The sequence below is a fragment of the Methylobacterium terrae genome, assembly GCF_003173755.1.
Taxonomy (GTDB): Bacteria; Pseudomonadota; Alphaproteobacteria; order Rhizobiales; family Beijerinckiaceae; genus Methylobacterium; species Methylobacterium terrae.
This window is the reverse complement of record NZ_CP029553.1, coordinates 688,057-703,362: the sequence shown is the minus strand read 5'-3', so window position 1 is coordinate 703,362 and position 15,306 is coordinate 688,057. Positions and strand designations below refer to the sequence as shown.

The window sequence follows — 15,306 nt, the reverse complement described above, 5'->3', positions numbered from 1 at the left end:
GGGTCATCGCGCCTCGGGCCGGTCGGGGGACTGGCAACCTTGCGCAAGGTTGCCTAGACGAAAAAAAACCTCGGATTCTCCATGCTGCACGGGAAGAAGATCGCCGTCGTCCTGCCGGCCTACAACGCCGCGGCAACCCTGCGGCGCACCTACGCCGAGATCCCGCTCGACATCGTCGACGACGTCATCCTGGTCGACGATGCCAGCCGCGACGACACCGTGGCGGTGGCGGACGAGCTCGGCCTGACGACGATCCGGCACGCCCGCAATTGCGGCTACGGCGGCAACCAGAAGACCTGCTACCGCACGGCGCTCGCCCGCGGCGCCGACATCGTGGTGATGCTCCACCCCGACTACCAGTACGCGCCGCGCCTCGTGACCGCGATGGCCTCGATGATCGTCTCGGGCGAGTACGACGCGGTGCTGGCCTCGCGCATCCTCGGCAAGGGCGCGCTCGTCGGCGGCATGCCGCTCTACAAGTACGTCGCCAATCGCGGCCTCACCTTCGTGCAGAACCTGCTGATGGGGCAGAAGCTGTCGGAGTACCACAGCGGCTACCGCGCCTGGAGCCGCACGGTGCTGGAGGGCCTGGCCCTCGACCGCTGCTCGGACGATTTCGTGTTCGACAACCAGATGCTGGCCCAGGCGATGGACGCCGGTTACCGCATCGGCGAGATCTCCTGCCCGACCCGCTACTTCCCCGAGGCCTCCTCGATCAACTTCCGCCGCAGCGTCGTCTACGGCCTCGGCGTGCTGAGGACCTCGCTCGCGTACCGGCTGCACCGCTGGGGCCTGCGGACCGACCCGCTGTTCTCCGCCCCCGAAGCGGGCGCCGTGCGGGTGCAGCCGTGACGCGCCGCCTCGCGATCCTCGCCGGCCTCGCGCTCCTCGCGGCCCTGCCCTTCGGGCTCGGCCTCGTCGCGCCCGGTACCCCGGGGGACGTGATCGCCTGGCTCTCCGCCCTGTGCGAGCGCCAGGGCGCCGCAGGCCCCGCCCTGCTGGTCGCGGCCCAGGCGCTGATCGCGGCGAGCGGCGTGCTCCCGGCCTCGCTGCTCGGCATCGCCGCCGGCACGCTGCTCGGCATCGGCCCGGGCTTCGCCGCGGCCGCCGCCGGCACGATGGCGGGCGCGCTCCTGAGCTTCTGGATCGGCCGCGCCCTGCTGCGCGGGCGCCGGCCCGGTTTCCCCGCCGGCGGGCGCTGGGCGATGGCCCTCGACCGCTCGGTGGCGGCGGAGGGCTGGCGCCTCGTCGGCCTGATGCGGCTCTCGCCGGTGATGCCCTTCGCCCCGACGAGCTACGCGCTCAGCCTCAGCAGCGTGCGCCTCGCCGACTACCTCATCGGCACGCTCGCCGTCCTGCCGGCGCTCCTCGCCTACGTGATGCTGGGGGCGCTCGGGCGCACGGCGCTCGCCGGCGAGGCCGAGTGGCTGCGCGGCGGCGTCCTGGTCCTGGGCCTGGGCGCGACGGTGCTGCTGCTGCGCAAGCTGAAGCGGCTCGCCAAAACCTCGACGTGCGAAACGCTGGCGCCTGACACGCTGGCCCCCGAGGGCGCGCTGCGGGGCGAGCGGCCGTGATCGGCCGCCTCGACGGGGCCCGGCCCTGGCTCGCCGCCTTCGCGGCGCTCGGCCTGCCGCTCTGCCTGATCCTGGCCTTCCTGGTGCCGCTCGGCGAGGTGGCGGACGAATCCGCCCATCTCCTGCGGGCGGTGGCGCTCCTCGACGGCCAGGTCGTCGGCCACCGCGAGACCGTGACCTATTCCGACGGCGTCGCCCGCCCGGCCGCCGGCGTCACCGTCGATCCGGCCTGGGAGGCCTTGAGCCGCGGCCGGCCGCCGGCGCCCCACGTGAATCCGATACCGGACCCGATGCCGGCGCTCGGCCGCCCGGCCTTCCTGCCGCTCTACACCATCGGCACCTACTTCCCGGGCTTCTACGTCCCGGCCGCCCTCGCGATCGGCGCCGGGCAGGCCCTCGGGCTGAGCCACGCCGCATCGGCCCTCCTCGGGCGGCTCGCCGGTGCGGCGGCCTACGGCGCGCTCGGGTTCGCGGCCCTGGCGCTGGCGCGCCGCGGCCGGGCGCTCCTCTTCGGGGTGCTGGTGCTGCCGATGGGCCTGTCGCTCGCGGCGTCCTTCAACCAGGACGCCCTGATGATCGCCGCCTGCGCGCTCGCCGCCGCGCTCCTCACCGGCGAGGACCCGTGGCGCCGGCGCCTCGCCGCCGTCCTCGTCGCCCTGGTGGTGCTGGCGAAACCGCCCTACGCGGCGATCGCCGCGATGCTGCTGGTGCCGCTGCCGCCGCGATTCTGGACGAGCCCGGTCGTCTGGCGCCGGGTCGGAACCGCGGTGCTGGCGGTGCTGCCGGGCGTCGCCTGGATCCTCTACACCACGACGCAGATCGCCACGCCGGTGCCGCGCCTCGCCTACGAGGCCGGCCCGCTCTGGCCCGGCCCGCGCCCGGCGCAGTTCCTCGGCACCGACACGCGGGCGCAGGCGCAGGTGCTCCTCGCGCATCCGGGCCTGCTCCTCACCCTGCCGGCGCAGTGCTTCTTCAGCCTCAAGCGGGCCCTGATCCTCGCCGCCGGGGCGATCGGCATCTTCGGCTGGATCGACAGGATGCTGCCGGCCGCGATCTACGCCGCCTGGGGCCTGGGCCTCGCCGGGCTCGCGCTCCTGTGCGGGCGGTCCGTGCGGGTGCGCTGGATCGATCTGGGGCTGCTCGGTGCCGCGGCGCTCCTCACCGCCTGGCTCGTCGCCCTGTCGCAGTACCTGTCCTGGACCGATGTCGGCGACGTGCGGATCTACGGTCCGCAGGGGCGCTACTTCCTGCCCCTGATCCCGATGCTCGTCCTCGCCGTCGCGCCGCGGCCCGCCCCGGCGACCGGGTTGCGCTGGGCCCTCGTCGTCGGTACCGCGGTGGCGGCCCTCGACCTCGTGGTGGTGCCGCTCGCGACCGCGCGGATGTTCTGACGGCGGAGCGGGCGGTCCCGCCGCGGGCAGGGGCCGGCCGAGTCGTGAGCATGCCCCCCTCTCCCCGCGGGCGGGGAGAGGGCCGTGTCACCGTTCGGGTGACACGGCGAGGCGGCGCATCGATCCCGAAAGGATCGACCCGAGGGTGAGGGGGTATCTCCGGGAGACTCCTCCGGCACCAAACCCTCACCCTCGCTCCGGCTCTCGCCTCCGCTTGCCGTGCTCCCTGAACGGGAGCACGGGCCTCTCCCCGCCCGCGGGGAGAGGAGATTGCCCGCGCCATCCCGTCCCCCGCACAGGACCGCATGCCCCCCTCCCCTCCCCCCATGAGCCCGCCATGCGCGCCCTGATCGACCTCCTGCGCGCCATGACCCCGCGCGAGCGCCGCCGCGCCGGGCTGATCGGGGCGGGGCTCGCGCTCGCGGCCCTGCTCGAGGTGGTCGGCGTCGCCTCGGTGGTGCCGTTCCTGACGCTGGTCGGCGATCCGGGAGCGGCCGCCCGCATCCCGGCCCTCGGCGCGATCCGCGACGGGCTCGGTCTCTCCGACGACCGCAGCTTCCTGATCGTCGTCGGGCTGGCGGCGCTGGTCGCCATCCTGACCACCTCCTGCGTCAATGCCGGGCTGACCTACGCGCAGCTGCGCTTCAGCCACGCCGTCGGCTACGGCTTCGCCCGCCGGCTCCTGTTCCGCACCATCGACCGCGAGCGGCTGTTCTTCACGACCGCCAACAGCGCCGAGCTCGCCAAGACGATCCTGAGCGAGACCGACCGCCTCGTCGTCGGGGTGCTGACGCCCGCCACCGTCATCGCCTCGCGGGCGACCTCGGCCACGGCCGTGATCGTGTTCCTGCTCGTCGTCTCGCCGCGTCTGGCGCTGATCCTCGGCGCCGGGTTCGGCGGGCTCTACGTCGGCATCTTCCTTCTGGTGCGGGCGCGCCTCGCCCGCATCGGCGCGCGCGCCGTGGCCGGCAACGAGGCCCGCTTTCGGGTGGTGCACGAGACGCTCGGCGGCCTGACCGAACTCAAGCTCTACGGCCGGGCGCAAGGCTTCGCGAGCCGGTTCGAGGCCCCGGCCCGCGCCTACGCGCAGGCCAGCGCCGAGAGCCTGCTCACCGGGCAGCTGCCGCGCTTCGTCATCGAGGCGCTCGCCTTCGGCGGCGTCATCGTCGTCGTGCTGTTCGCCCTCTCGCAGGGGCTCGACACCGCCGGCATCCTGCCGCTTCTCGGCCTGTTCGCCTTCGCGGGCTACCGGATGCTGCCGGCGTTCCAGAACGTGTTCAACGCGCTGGCGCTGCTGCGCTTCTACCTGCCGGCGGTGCGGCTCGTCGTCGACGGGCTCCAGGGCGAGCGCCCTCCCGTCCGCCGCGGCCCCGAGCGCCTGCCGTTCCGCGACGCCATCCGCCTGGAGCGGGTCGGGTTCGACTACGAGCCCGGCCGCCCGGCGCTGACGGACGTCACCCTCACGATTCCCGCCCATTCCACGATCGGCCTCGTCGGCCGCACCGGCTCGGGCAAGTCGACCCTGATCGGGCTGATCCTCGGCTTTCTCCAGCCCACGAGCGGCCGCATCGCGGTCGACGGCACAGGCCTCGATCCCGCCACCCTGCCGGCCTGGCAGAACCGCATCGGCTACGTGCCGCAGGACATCTTTCTGATCGACGGCACCATCGCGGAGAACATCGCCTTCGGCCTCGACGCGATCGACGACGCGGCGGTGGAGCGGGCGGCGCGGCTTGCCGGCGCGCACGATTTCGTCGCCGCCCTGCCGGAGGCCTACGCCACCCGCGTCGGCGAGCGCGGCGCGCGGCTCTCCGGCGGCCAGCGCCAGCGCATCGGCATCGCCCGGGCGCTCTACCACGACCCCGACGTGATCGTGTTCGACGAGGCGACCTCCGCCCTCGACGACGAGACCGAGACCGTGGTGATGCGGGCGGTGCAGGGGCTCTCCGGCACCCGCACGCTGATCATGATCGCCCACCGCCTCACCAGCCTCGCGGGGGCCGACACCGTGCACGTGCTGGAGGGCGGCCGGATCGTCGCCTCGGGCCCGCCGGAGCAGGTGCTGCCGCAGGCAGCACGAACCGGAGAAGAGACGCTGCCGCAGGCGGCACGGACCGGAGAAGAGACGCTGCCGCAGGCGGCACGGACCGGAGAACAGATGCTGCCGCAGGCGGCACGGGCGGGGGAGCAGGGGCAGGCGTGAGCCGGCGGGGGATTGCCCTTCGCCTGACAGCCTCGTCGATCAGCCTCGACCGAACCGCTTCCCTCCGCGTCGTTCCGGAGCCGCGCGGCGGAGCCCGGAACGATGGAGGGTGCGGGGTCCGTCAGCGACGCTGAGTCCAGGCGCCGGGAGACCGGAGGCAGGCCGGCCGACGGACGACCGCTCCATCCTCACCCGCCCGCCGCGAGCCGCGCCAGGTAGGCGCAGAGCATGTCGGCGAGCCCGTCCGCGTAGGCCTCGACCGCCGGATCGTCCGCGCTCATCTCCGAGATCCCCTCCCCCACCGCGCCGAGCGTCATCGCGATCAGGTCGCCGGCGATCCGGCACCGCGCCTCGGCCAGATCGGGAACGGCCTCCCGCAGGAAGGCCCGGATGGCGTCCGTGGCGGCGACGCGCGAGTCCTCGGCTTCCGGGGCGTCGCGGTAGAGCGGCGCGGCGTCGCCGAGCGCTCCGCGCATCGCCGCCTCCTCGCATTCCGAGCGGACGAAGGCGTGGACCATCGCGCGCAGCCGCTCCGGCGGCGACGGCGCGGGATCCTGCAGGATCCCGCGCAACAGGGCGGTGGTGTCGCGCCACTCGTCGCTCTGGAGCTGGAACAGGATCGCGGCCTTGTTCGGGAAGTACTGGTAGAGCGAGCCGACGCTGACCCCCGCCCGCTCGGCGACCCGGGCGGCCGTGAAGCGCGCAGGCCCGACCTCCGCCAGAACCTGACCAGCCGCCTCCAGGACCGCCGCGACGAGGCTCGTCGAGCGGGACTGCCGGGGCTGTTTTCGCCTTACGAGACGGGGACTTGGGCGGACGGTCATGCGCGCGGCCGGGAATGCGAATAGCGGGCGCGAACGATCGATCGTATTTTCCGTCTTGTCCAGTCCTCAGGACGTTCACGAAAGTAAAAGACGATGCTTCACGCTGCATCTTCGCTGACCAGCGCGCCCGTCGCGCCGCTTCTCGACCGTCTCTTCCTCGACGCGGAGGCGTCGTCGCCGTTCTCCGTCGTGGCCGACCTGTCGGCCGACGAGCGCGATCGGCTGATCCGCAGCCGGGCCGACTACCGCGACTTCTACGGCCGGATGAAGGACATGCCGCTGGCGGTGTCGCGGGAGACCGGCCGGCTGCTCTACCTGCTGGCGCGGGGCGCCCGCGCCCGCTCGGTCGTCGAGTTCGGCACCTCGTTCGGCCTCTCGACCCTGCACCTGGCGGCGGCGCTACGCGACAATGGCGGCGGCCGGCTGATCACCAGCGAGTTCGAGCCGTCGAAGGTGGCGCGGGCGAAGGCCCATCTCGCGGCCGGGGGCCTCGCCGACCTCGTCGAGTTCCGCGAGGGCGACGCCCTCGAGACCTTGGGGCGCGACCTGCCGGAGACGGTCGACCTCCTCCTCCTCGACGGCGCCAAGGCGCTCTACCCCGAGATCCTCGACCGGGTGGAGGGCCGCCTGCGGCCCGGCGCCCTCGTGGTCGCCGACAATGCCGAGTACAGCCCCGACTACCTCGCCCGCATCCGCGACCCGGGCCGCGGCTACCTGTCGGTGCCGTTCGGCGGCGACGTGGAACTGTCCGTCCGCCTCGGCTGAAGGGCCGGCGCGCGGACGGTCACGGCTCCAGCGCGCCGTAATCGTGGGTGTAGGCGCCCTCCTCGAACCGGTCGAAGCTCTGGCTCCAGCGCCGGCCGGGCCAGAGGTAATCGACCCGGCCCGCGGCCGGCCGGTAGAGTGCGGTGTAGGCCGTGGTGAAGGCGGCCTTGCGCGAGTAGAGCGGCGGTTCGAAGAAGCGGGCCGTCAGGGTCTCGAGCGTCGCCCCGGGCGCGGCCAGGGCCTCGTCGAGCACGCGCTGGCGGAGCGCCGAGCGGGAGGCGGGCGAGGCCCGCTCCTGGTGGTTGGTGCAGGTCCGCCACGGCACCACCGCCGGCTCGCGCCGGGGTCCCATGAGGATCGTGGCGTGCGCGCCCGTCCGGTCGAGGAGCGTGACGTTGTGGATCTGCGAGGGCGGGAGGCGGCGTAGCGCCGCGATCCCCTCCCCCACCGACCCGCAGGTCTCCAGCACGTAGCGCAGCATCAGGATGATGGCGAAGCCCTCGCCCCGCCGGGCGATGCCGCCGAGCGTGCAGCTGGCGACCAGCCCGTCGTCGTTCATCCCGTCGAGGCAGCCGCCCCAGGGCCGCTGCCCCATCGCGATGACGCGCCGCCCCGACCAGGCGGTCCGCTCGATGCGGCCGGTGATGACCGGGAGAGGATAGTCGTAGTTGCGCACCAGCGCCGGGCCGTCCTCCCCGAGCCAGACCGCCTGGCTGCATCCCTGACGGTGCGCCGCCGGGCGGTAATGGCTGAGGACCCGGTGGGCGAGGTCGTCGTCGCCGACCAGCCCGCAGGCCTCGTCGTAGGCCGGGACGAGCTCGGGCATGTGGCGCGCGAGGGCGGCGCGGCAGGCGGCGGCCGAGGGCGGCGCGACCGTGCCGTCCCCGAGATACCACCGCGCCGCCTCGTCCCGGCCACCGCGGAAGCGCGCGAGCCACCCCGCGCCGGGGCGGTCCTCGCGCTCGGCGACGAACGTCTTCTCCGTCGTGGCCTCCATGCCCGCTTCCCTCCTGCTCCGGCCGACGCGACCGGCGGCGTCCGCCCCCCGTTCCGGCCCGCTTCCGGCCGACCGTATCGGAACCGTGACCGGGAGGATCCGGCACCGGGATCTCCCAGCGTTCGCGGCCGTCCTCCTCGCCTCGTCGGCGGTTGCCCCAGTGCCGGCAGCGACCCGCGACCCCGGCCGCTCCGGCCCGAGACTGACGACCGCGGGCGGACGACTTCCCGACCGCTGCGTCGGACCGGTCCCTTCCCGCAGCACACTGTTATGTCCCTACGCCCACCCGGACACTAACCGCGCCTTTACCAAGACGGTTCACGCACGAGTCAGTTCGAATCCCTGGGCCCTCGGTGATGACGATCAAGAACGGTCTCTCCAGCAAGTTGATGGTGATCGCCGGCTCCGCCATCGGCGCGACCCTCCTCGGTTTCGTCGGCATCTCCGGGTGGATGGCCGCGCAGCGGACCCACGACGAGATCATGCAGTTCGCGGCCGAGAAGGCCGCCAGCACGACGGCCCGGACATCCATCCAGGTGGTCGATGCGGTGTCCGCCGGCAACGCCCTGGCGAGCACGATGTCGGGGCTGATGGGCAGCGGCACCGTCCGGAAGGCCGACGCCGTCGCGGCGGCCCGATCCCTGCTCCAGCACTATCCGAACCTGTTCGGCGCGTGGATGTCGGACACGACGGACAAGCGCGCGGAACGGTACCTGAGCGGAACCGGCTTCGAGAACGCCGCCGGGATCTTCACGCCCTACTGGACGAAGCAGGACGATGGCACGCTCGCCTTCGCGACGTTCCCGATCGACCCCAAGCAGAGCTGGTATGGCGGACCGGTCGCCTCCGGCAAGAGCCTGCTCGTGGAGCCCTACGTGACCAGCCAGGGGCAGCTCGTCACGTCGATCTCCGCGCCGCTCAGGGTCAAGGGCGACATCGTGGGCGTCGCGGGCGTCGACATCCGGCTGAGCTGGCTCGCGGAGACGTTCGCGGCGCTGCGGCCCTTCGACGGCGGGCGCGTCATGATGCTGTCGAATGCGGGACAATGGATCGTCCCGCCGCAGCCCGACCGGCTGATGAAAGCCTATGACGGCGTCGGCGCCGCCGAGGTCGAGGGCGCCCTGAAGGACCTGCGGCCGCGCGTCCTGCGGGGCGGCCCGGACGGGGCGGTCCGGCTGGTCTACCCCTTCACGCAGCCCGGCATGAACACGACCTGGGCACTCGTCATGGACGTTCCGGCCGCGGCCTTCACGCATCCGATCTACCTGCGCGTCGCCGAGACCGCGGCCGCCGGGCTCATCATCCTCGTCGTCCTGATCGGCGTCCTGTTCGCGACGACGCATCGCCTGATCCGGACGCCGCTGGAGCGGTGCCTCGGGACCATCGAGGCCCTGATCGACCGGCGCTACGACGTCGCGATCACCGACACGCAGCGCACCGACGAGGTCGGGCAGATCAGCAAGGCGCTCGAGGTGTTCCGCGACAAGGCCCATCGGGCGGACCTCCTGACGAGCGAGAGCGAGCGGGAGCAGCAGCGCCGCGCGGCGCGGGCGAACCGGGTCGATCGGCTCGTCCGGACCTTCCAGCACGGCGTCACCGGCTCGCTCGACATCGTCTCCTCCGCGGCGACGGAGCTCGACGCCACCGCCCGGGCGATGGCCCAGGTCGCCGACAGCACCAACGGCCAGGCGCTGGCCTCGAGCGCGGCGGCCGAAGAGACGGCGGTCAACGTCCAGACGGTGGCGGCGGCGGCCGAGGAGATGGTCTCCTCGCTGCAGGAGATCGAGCGGCAGGTGCTCCGCTCCAACGACGTGGCGTCCCATGCCGCGCAGGAGGCCGAGGCGACCGGCACCGCCATGGCGGGCCTGAGCGCCGCGGCCGAGCAGATCGGGGCTGCCGTCACCACCATCTCGTCGATCGCCGCGCAGACGAACCTGCTGGCCTTGAACGCGACCATCGAGGCGGCGCGGGCCGGCGATGCGGGCCGCGGCTTCGCGGTCGTCGCCGCCGAGGTCAAGGAGCTCGCGAGCCAGACCAGCCGGGCGACCGACGAGATCGGCGGCCAGATCACCGCGATCCAGGCGGCCACCACCCAGGCGGCGGAGACGATCCGGCAGATCAGCCGCACCATCTCGGGCATGAACGAGATCAGCGCGGCGATCGCCGCGACGGTCACGGAGCAGACCGCCGCGACCGGCGAAATTGCCCGCAACGCGAGCGAGGCGGCACGGGGCACGAGGGACGTGTCGGAGAACGTCTCCCGGGTCCTCACGTCGTCGGGCGAGACCGGCAGCGCCGCCTCGCAGGTGCTCGCGGCGGCGGCGGAGCTCGCGGCCCAGTCCCTGGCCGTCAAGAGCAAGGTCGACGGCTTCCTGCAGGACATCCAGGCCGCCTGACCGGCGGGGCGGCGACCGGAGGCGCCCTCCCCCTTCGTGCGATCCGCCCCGCCCCGGTCACCACATCGTCTGCTTTGCCCGCTCGGCCCAGGTCCTGTCGTAGGTCTCGCCGCCGACGCGGCCGTCGCTGAGCTCGGCCAGGATCTGGCCGGGGGTCGGCAGCGTCCCCGGGTCGACCTGGCTGTCGGCCCGCCACAGGCCGGAGCGGATCAGCGCCCGGGCGCACTGGAAGTAGACGTCCGTCACCCCGATCACCATCACGGTGCGCGGCGCCTTGCCCTCGACGGCGAAGGACGCGCACAGGTCCGGATCGTCGTCGATTACCGCCCGGCCGTTGACCCGGAGCGCGTTGCCGATGCCGGGTATCAGGAACATCAGACCGACCCGCGGATCGCGCACGACGTTGCGCAGGCTGTCGATCCGGTTGTTGCCGCGGCGGTCGGGCAGGAGCAGCGTGCGGGAATCGGCGACGCGCACGAAGCCCGGGCGGTCGCCCCGGGGCGAGCAATCGAGCCCCTCCGGGCCGCAGGTGGCGAGCGCGGCGAAGGGCGCCGCCTCGATGAAGCGCCGGTAATGCGGGGTGACGTGGTCGGCGACCTTCACGGTCGAGGCCTCGCCGACGGCCCCGAACGCGCCGTAGACTCGCTCCAGCTCCGCTTCGGTCCTCAGGATCGCCATCGTCTCAGCCCCAACCACCCGGATGGCTCTCGGGTTAAGCGATCGGGTCCGCGCTGGCCATCGACAAGTGTGCACCGTCGCGTGAGCGGAACTCACGGAGGAGCCGCCTGCGATCGGTCGCGGGGTTGCCATGTGGCAACTCCCGTCTGGCAACTCTCGCGCGGGGCAACTCTCGCCGGACGGCACGGTCGGGCGTGGCCGGTCCCCGCCCCGCCAGTGCGATCGGGCGATCGGAGTTGCGGTGCCGCAGGTTAACGACCGTTAACCAAAAAATCGTTTGCCCCGCCATGGCCACGCTGGCATCGTCTTACGGATTTTTTCCGTGACGCGCTCGAGAGCCGTAAATGCCAGATCAGCCGCAGGAGCAGGCGCGAGCCGCAGCCTCCGACCGCCCCTCGATCACCCGGATCATCGCCGAGGATGGCGGGGCGCTCTCGAACGAGCTCAACGCGCTGCGGCGCACGCTCTTCCCGCCGGCCTCGCACAAGCTCCTGCGCTCGTTCTCGTCCGGCGAGGCGGCGAAGCTGATCGGGGTGGCGGACGGGTACCTGCGCCAGCTCTCGCTCGCCAGCAAGGGCCCGCAGCCGGAGATCGGCCCCGGCGGCCGGCGCTCCTACACGCTGGCTCAGATCAACGAGCTGCGCCAGCTGCTCGACGACGGGCCGAAGGCCAAGCGCTACGTGCCGCACCGCTCCGGCGATGAGCATTGCCAGGTGCTGGCCGTCGTGAACTTCAAGGGCGGATCGGGCAAGACCACCACGGCGGCCCACCTCGCCCAGTACCTGGCCCTGCGCGGTTACCGGGTCCTCGCCGTCGACCTCGACCCTCAGGCCTCGCTGACGGCGCTCCACGGCTACCAGCCGGAATTCGACGTCGGCCCGAACCAGACCCTCTACGCCGCGATCCGTCACGACGACGAGCAGAAGCCGTTGAGTGAGGTGGTGCGCAAGACCTACTTCCCGGGTCTCGACCTCGTGCCCGGCAACCTCGAGCTGATGGAGTTCGAGCACGACACCCCGCGGGTGCTGGCCGACCGCAACGCCGAGCCGTTCTTCGGCCGCATCGCCACCGCGCTCGGCAGCGTCGCCGACGATTACGACGTGATGATCCTCGACTGCCCGCCGCAGCTCGGCTTCCTGACGCTCGGCGCGCTCTGCGCCGCCACCGCGATGCTGGTGACGGTGCATCCGCAGATGCTCGACGTGATGTCGATGTGCCAGTTCCTGCTGATGGCCTCCGACCTGCTGGGGGTGGTGCAGGAGGCGGGAGCCGACCTCGATTACGATTTCCTGCGCTACGTCGTGACCCGCTACGAGCCCTCCGACGCCCCCCAGACCCAGATGGTCGGCTTCATGCGCTCGCTGTTCCGCGAGCGGGTGCTGACGCACCTGATGCTCAAATCCACCGCCGTGTCGGATGCCGGCCTGTCGAAGCAGACGCTCTACGAGATCGGGCGCGAGAGCTTCACCCGCGCCACCTACGACCGGGCGATCGAGGCCCTCGACGGGGTCAACGGCGAGATCGAAGGCCTGATGCACCGCGCCTGGGGACGCGTGGCGGCATGAAGCGCAAGGACGCCCTCCGCGCGGCGCTCGGAGCCCGCTCCGTCGAACCGGCACCGGAGTTGCCAGCTGGCAACCCGGGCGCGACGGTGGAACCGCCGCCCGAGGCGCCGCGGCCGCTGGTGCGCTCCGGTGCCGTCGGTGCCATGGGGCGCAGCCTCGGGCGCATCGCCAGCGCGGCGGCCGAGGCCCGCGCCATGGTTGCCTCCGGCGACCGGGTGGTCGAACTCGATCCGGGACTGATCGACGGTTCCTTCGTCAAGGACCGCCTGTCGGGCGACCAGCAAGAGCACGCTGCCTTCGTCGAGCTGATCCGCGAGCGCGGCCAGCAGGTGCCGATCCTGGTGCGGCCGCACCCGAGCACGGAGGGCCGCTACCAGGTCGCCTACGGCCACCGCCGCCTGCGAGCGGCCGCCGAGCTCGGCCGGCCGGTGCGGGCGGTGGTCAAGGCGCTCACCGACGAGGACCTCGTCGTCGCGCAGGGCCAGGAAAACTCGGCCCGGGCCGATCTGAGCTACATCGAGCGGGCGCTGTTCGCGATCGCGCTCGAGGATCGCGGCTTCGACCGCGCCACCATCATGGCGGCGCTCGCGGTCGAGAAGACCCAGCTCTCGCGCCTGATCGGCATCGGCCGGGCGGTGCCGCCGCAGGTCGTGGCGGCGGTCGGCCCGGCGCCCAAGGCCGGGCGGCCGCGCTGGACCGCGCTCGTCGAGGCGCTGGCCCGGGAGGGTGCGGGGGAGGCGGTGACCCGCATCCTGGCGGCGCCGGACTTCTCGGAATTGTCGTCCGACGACCGCTTCGCCCGGCTGCTCGGCGGGCTGACGGCGAAAGCGCCGCAACCGGCGCCGACCCCGGCGGTCTGGACCAATCTCGGCGGCCGGCCGGTGGTGCGGATCGAGCGCGACCCGAAGCGGACCCAGCTCACCATCGACGACACGCTCGAGCCGGATTTCGCCGCCTACCTGATCCAGAGTCTTCCCCAGCTCTACGCCGCCTTCGCCGAGTCGAAGACGCGCGACGAGACCGATTAACGATCGGCTCCATCGTCGACCGGCGAGACGAAGACTCGCCGGTTAGACACACAGATTCACAGGAATCTGGCTCTGTGCTTCGGGAATCCACCGGACTCGACTCTGCGGATTCGGGTTTCGCGCGTTACGACTCCGCCAAACAGAGTCACGATGCGTGCCCGATGGGTCCGCATCCCCGTGCGGAGCCCCTTTGGTGGAGATGACGAACCCGCCGCGACCAGGCCAAGAGCTCGCGGGCCAAGAGCCCGCAGGTCAAGAGCTCGCAGGCCAGGAGCCCGTCGAGGGCGTGCGCGACGCCGATCTCGTCGAGATCGTCGAGAAGGCGCGGGGCAGCGTCGCCTACAAGGCGACGCTCGCCTTCGTGCGCGCCAGCCAGGCCAAGCGCGACGCCGAACGGGAAGCGCGCGAGAAGCTGGTGGTGCTCAAGGCCGAGGCCGCGGCCGAGCGCGCCCGGCTGCCGCGCAACGCGCGCCGCCGCGACATGGTCCGCGAGGTGATCGAGAACGAGCCGGCGGCGCCCGAGAACATCCAGCACATCCACTCGGTGCTGGCGCTCTGCGGCCTGCCGTATCGCGAGCCGAAGGGCGTCACCAACGTCTCGCGCGAGTACGGCCGCAACACGCTCGCCATCAATGCCGGCCGGCTCATCAACCCGTCGACCGGCGAGATGGAGATGCAGGGGCTGCCCTACGGCCCGAAGGCGCGCCTCCTCCTGCTGCATCTCTGCACCGAGGCGGTACGCCAGCGCAGCCCGAAGGTCGAGGTGGCGCAGAGCATGTCGGGCTTCATCCGCGACATGGGCTTCCCGGTCACCGGCGGCGAGCGCGGCACGCTCAAGCAGTTCAAGGAGCAGCTCAACCGGCTCGCCGCCTGCTCGATGCAGATCGGCCTGTGGGACGGCACCCGCGCCTCGACCCTCAACGTGCCGCCGTTCCGGCAGATGGACGTGTGGCTGCCGCTGCACAACCACCCGGATCAAGGCCTCCTGTGGTCCTCGACCATCACCTTCCACCGCGAGTTCTACGACAACCTGATCCAGCACGCCCTGCCGGTCGACATCCGCGCCGCCCGCGCCTTCGCCGGCTCGGCGCGCAAGCTCGACCTCCTGTTCTGGGTCGGCTACCGGCTCTCGCGGCTGGAGCGGCCGCTGCGGCTCACCTGGGACAACCTCTACAAGCAGTTCGGCAGCGAGAACGGCTCGATCCGCTCGTTCCGCCAGGAATTCCGCAAGGACGTCGCGCACCTCACCGAGGTGTTTCCGCGCCTGCGCCTGACCCTCGACGACGGGGGAATGCAGCTGCACCCCTCCGATCCGAAGGACCTGCTGGTGCCCCCCAAGGCGGCCCTCGCGAATAAGCGAGCCCGGGCAAGGGCTTGATTCCGCCGACTTCCCTACGAGGGGAGGGGGGTCGGGCCACGGGGCGAAGGCAGGCGGCGTCGGCGCCTCGACGGCGCGACGCTTGCCGTGACCGTATATAGGATTATTTTCTTTTCTCTGTTCATGTCCGGGCATCGCCCCCGGTATCGGCGTGCCGCGCCGTCCTGCATCGTCAGCGCTCATGGATCCCGGGCTCCGCTGAGTGGCCCTGGGATGACGCGGAAGGTCTATGCGCGTTCGAGGAAGCCATACGGGCGTTCGACGCAAGTCCGTGCCTGACGATCGACGTGAGCGATCTCGAGAAATCCTGCTCATGTCGCCGGAACATCCGATCGATCGAAGCTCGTGATCCGACATGACCGTGATTCATCCATCGACTCTCGATCCCAATGTCCGGTCCGGCGGGCTCATTGCGCCCCGCCACCGCTGCCGCCGCACGCCGAATTGCCTACGCCCCCTCGCCACCGCGACCGTGCCCGGCCACGCTGAATCGCCTACGCGCCCCAC

Annotated in this window: 12 protein-coding genes; 9 read left to right on the top strand and 3 right to left on the bottom strand. The window is 72.2% G+C overall.

The features are described 5' to 3' along the window. The first annotated feature begins 81 nt into the window (after positions 1–81). From DK419_RS03095 to DK419_RS03080, 4 genes are all read left to right on the top strand, one after another. Positions 82–852 (top strand): glycosyltransferase family 2 protein, encoded by a 771-nt coding sequence (locus tag DK419_RS03095; protein ID WP_109957796.1) that lies wholly within the window; start codon positions 82–84, stop codon positions 850–852. Next, on the top strand, positions 849–1,574 hold the full coding sequence (locus DK419_RS03090) for a TVP38/TMEM64 family protein (protein ID WP_162561130.1): 726 nt from the start codon (positions 849–851) through the stop codon (positions 1,572–1,574). The genes DK419_RS03095 and DK419_RS03090 overlap by 4 nt, the downstream gene beginning before the upstream one ends. After that, positions 1,571–2,965 carry a DUF2142 domain-containing protein gene (locus DK419_RS03085; RefSeq protein WP_109957795.1) on the top strand — a complete coding sequence of 465 codons (1,395 nt, stop codon included), beginning with the start codon at positions 1,571–1,573 and terminating at the stop codon, positions 2,963–2,965. The genes DK419_RS03090 and DK419_RS03085 overlap by 4 nt, the downstream gene beginning before the upstream one ends. A gap of 337 nt (positions 2,966–3,302) precedes the next feature. Next, positions 3,303–5,168, top strand: a complete 1,866-nt coding sequence (locus tag DK419_RS03080; RefSeq protein WP_109957794.1) for an ABC transporter ATP-binding protein — start codon at positions 3,303–3,305, stop codon at positions 5,166–5,168. A 188-nt stretch (positions 5,169–5,356) separates the two neighbouring features. On the opposite strand, the gene DK419_RS03075 is transcribed toward DK419_RS03080, so the two are convergent. Continuing rightward, positions 5,357–5,992, bottom strand: coding sequence for a TetR/AcrR family transcriptional regulator (locus tag DK419_RS03075; RefSeq protein ID WP_109957793.1), 636 nt, complete (start codon positions 5,990–5,992; stop codon positions 5,357–5,359). Positions 5,993–6,085: 93 nt separating this feature from the next. Between DK419_RS03075 and DK419_RS03070 the strand changes: the two genes are divergently transcribed. Next, the gene (locus DK419_RS03070; protein ID WP_109957792.1) at positions 6,086–6,757 is read left to right on the top strand and encodes an O-methyltransferase; all 672 of its coding nucleotides are present in this window, start codon (positions 6,086–6,088) and stop codon (positions 6,755–6,757) included. A gap of 19 nt (positions 6,758–6,776) precedes the next feature. Here the strand turns inward: DK419_RS03070 and DK419_RS03065 are convergent, their stop codons facing one another. Next, positions 6,777–7,754 (bottom strand): C45 family autoproteolytic acyltransferase/hydrolase, encoded by a 978-nt coding sequence (locus tag DK419_RS03065; protein ID WP_109957791.1) that lies wholly within the window; start codon positions 7,752–7,754, stop codon positions 6,777–6,779. A 356-nt stretch (positions 7,755–8,110) separates the two neighbouring features. On the opposite strand from DK419_RS03065, the gene DK419_RS03060 reads away from it, so the two are divergent. After that, positions 8,111–10,150: a methyl-accepting chemotaxis protein gene (locus DK419_RS03060; protein ID WP_109957790.1), complete on the top strand. Its 2,040-nt coding sequence runs from the start codon at positions 8,111–8,113 to the stop codon at positions 10,148–10,150. A 57-nt stretch (positions 10,151–10,207) separates the two neighbouring features. On the opposite strand, the gene DK419_RS03055 is transcribed toward DK419_RS03060, so the two are convergent. Next, on the bottom strand, positions 10,208–10,828 hold the full coding sequence (locus tag DK419_RS03055) for a pyridoxamine 5'-phosphate oxidase family protein (RefSeq protein ID WP_109957789.1): 621 nt from the start codon (positions 10,826–10,828) through the stop codon (positions 10,208–10,210). Positions 10,829–11,172: 344 nt separating this feature from the next. On the opposite strand from DK419_RS03055, the gene repA reads away from it, so the two are divergent. The 3 genes from repA (at position 11,173) to DK419_RS03040 (ending at position 14,799) form a co-directional block, all read left to right on the top strand. Next, the gene (gene repA / locus DK419_RS03050; protein ID WP_109957788.1) at positions 11,173–12,393 is read left to right on the top strand and encodes a plasmid partitioning protein RepA; all 1,221 of its coding nucleotides are present in this window, start codon (positions 11,173–11,175) and stop codon (positions 12,391–12,393) included. Next, positions 12,390–13,421, top strand: coding sequence for a plasmid partitioning protein RepB (repB, locus tag DK419_RS03045; protein ID WP_109957787.1), 1,032 nt, complete (start codon positions 12,390–12,392; stop codon positions 13,419–13,421). The genes repA and repB overlap by 4 nt, the downstream gene beginning before the upstream one ends. A 286-nt stretch (positions 13,422–13,707) precedes the next feature. Then, positions 13,708–14,799: a replication protein RepA gene (locus DK419_RS03040; protein WP_425352629.1), complete on the top strand. Its 1,092-nt coding sequence runs from the start codon at positions 13,708–13,710 to the stop codon at positions 14,797–14,799. Positions 14,800–15,306: the final 507 nt, after the last annotated feature.

Excerpts from the sequence above, each read along its gene's own strand:
- DK419_RS03075 (WP_109957793.1), bottom strand. The coding sequence starts at position 5,992 with ATGACCGTCCGCCCAAGTCCCCGTCTCGTAAGGCGAAAACAGCCCCGG.
- DK419_RS03095 (WP_109957796.1), top strand. The coding sequence starts at position 82 with ATGCTGCACGGGAAGAAGATCGCCGTCGTCCTGCCGGCCTACAACGCC.
- DK419_RS03080 (WP_109957794.1), top strand. The coding sequence starts at position 3,303 with ATGCGCGCCCTGATCGACCTCCTGCGCGCCATGACCCCGCGCGAGCGC.
- DK419_RS03065 (WP_109957791.1), bottom strand. The coding sequence starts at position 7,754 with ATGGAGGCCACGACGGAGAAGACGTTCGTCGCCGAGCGCGAGGACCGC.
- repB (WP_109957787.1), top strand. The coding sequence starts at position 12,390 with ATGAAGCGCAAGGACGCCCTCCGCGCGGCGCTCGGAGCCCGCTCCGTC.
- DK419_RS03055 (WP_109957789.1), bottom strand. The coding sequence starts at position 10,828 with ATGGCGATCCTGAGGACCGAAGCGGAGCTGGAGCGAGTCTACGGCGCG.
- repA (WP_109957788.1), top strand. The coding sequence starts at position 11,173 with ATGCCAGATCAGCCGCAGGAGCAGGCGCGAGCCGCAGCCTCCGACCGC.
- DK419_RS03070 (WP_109957792.1), top strand. The coding sequence starts at position 6,086 with ATGCTTCACGCTGCATCTTCGCTGACCAGCGCGCCCGTCGCGCCGCTT.
- DK419_RS03060 (WP_109957790.1), top strand. The coding sequence starts at position 8,111 with ATGACGATCAAGAACGGTCTCTCCAGCAAGTTGATGGTGATCGCCGGC.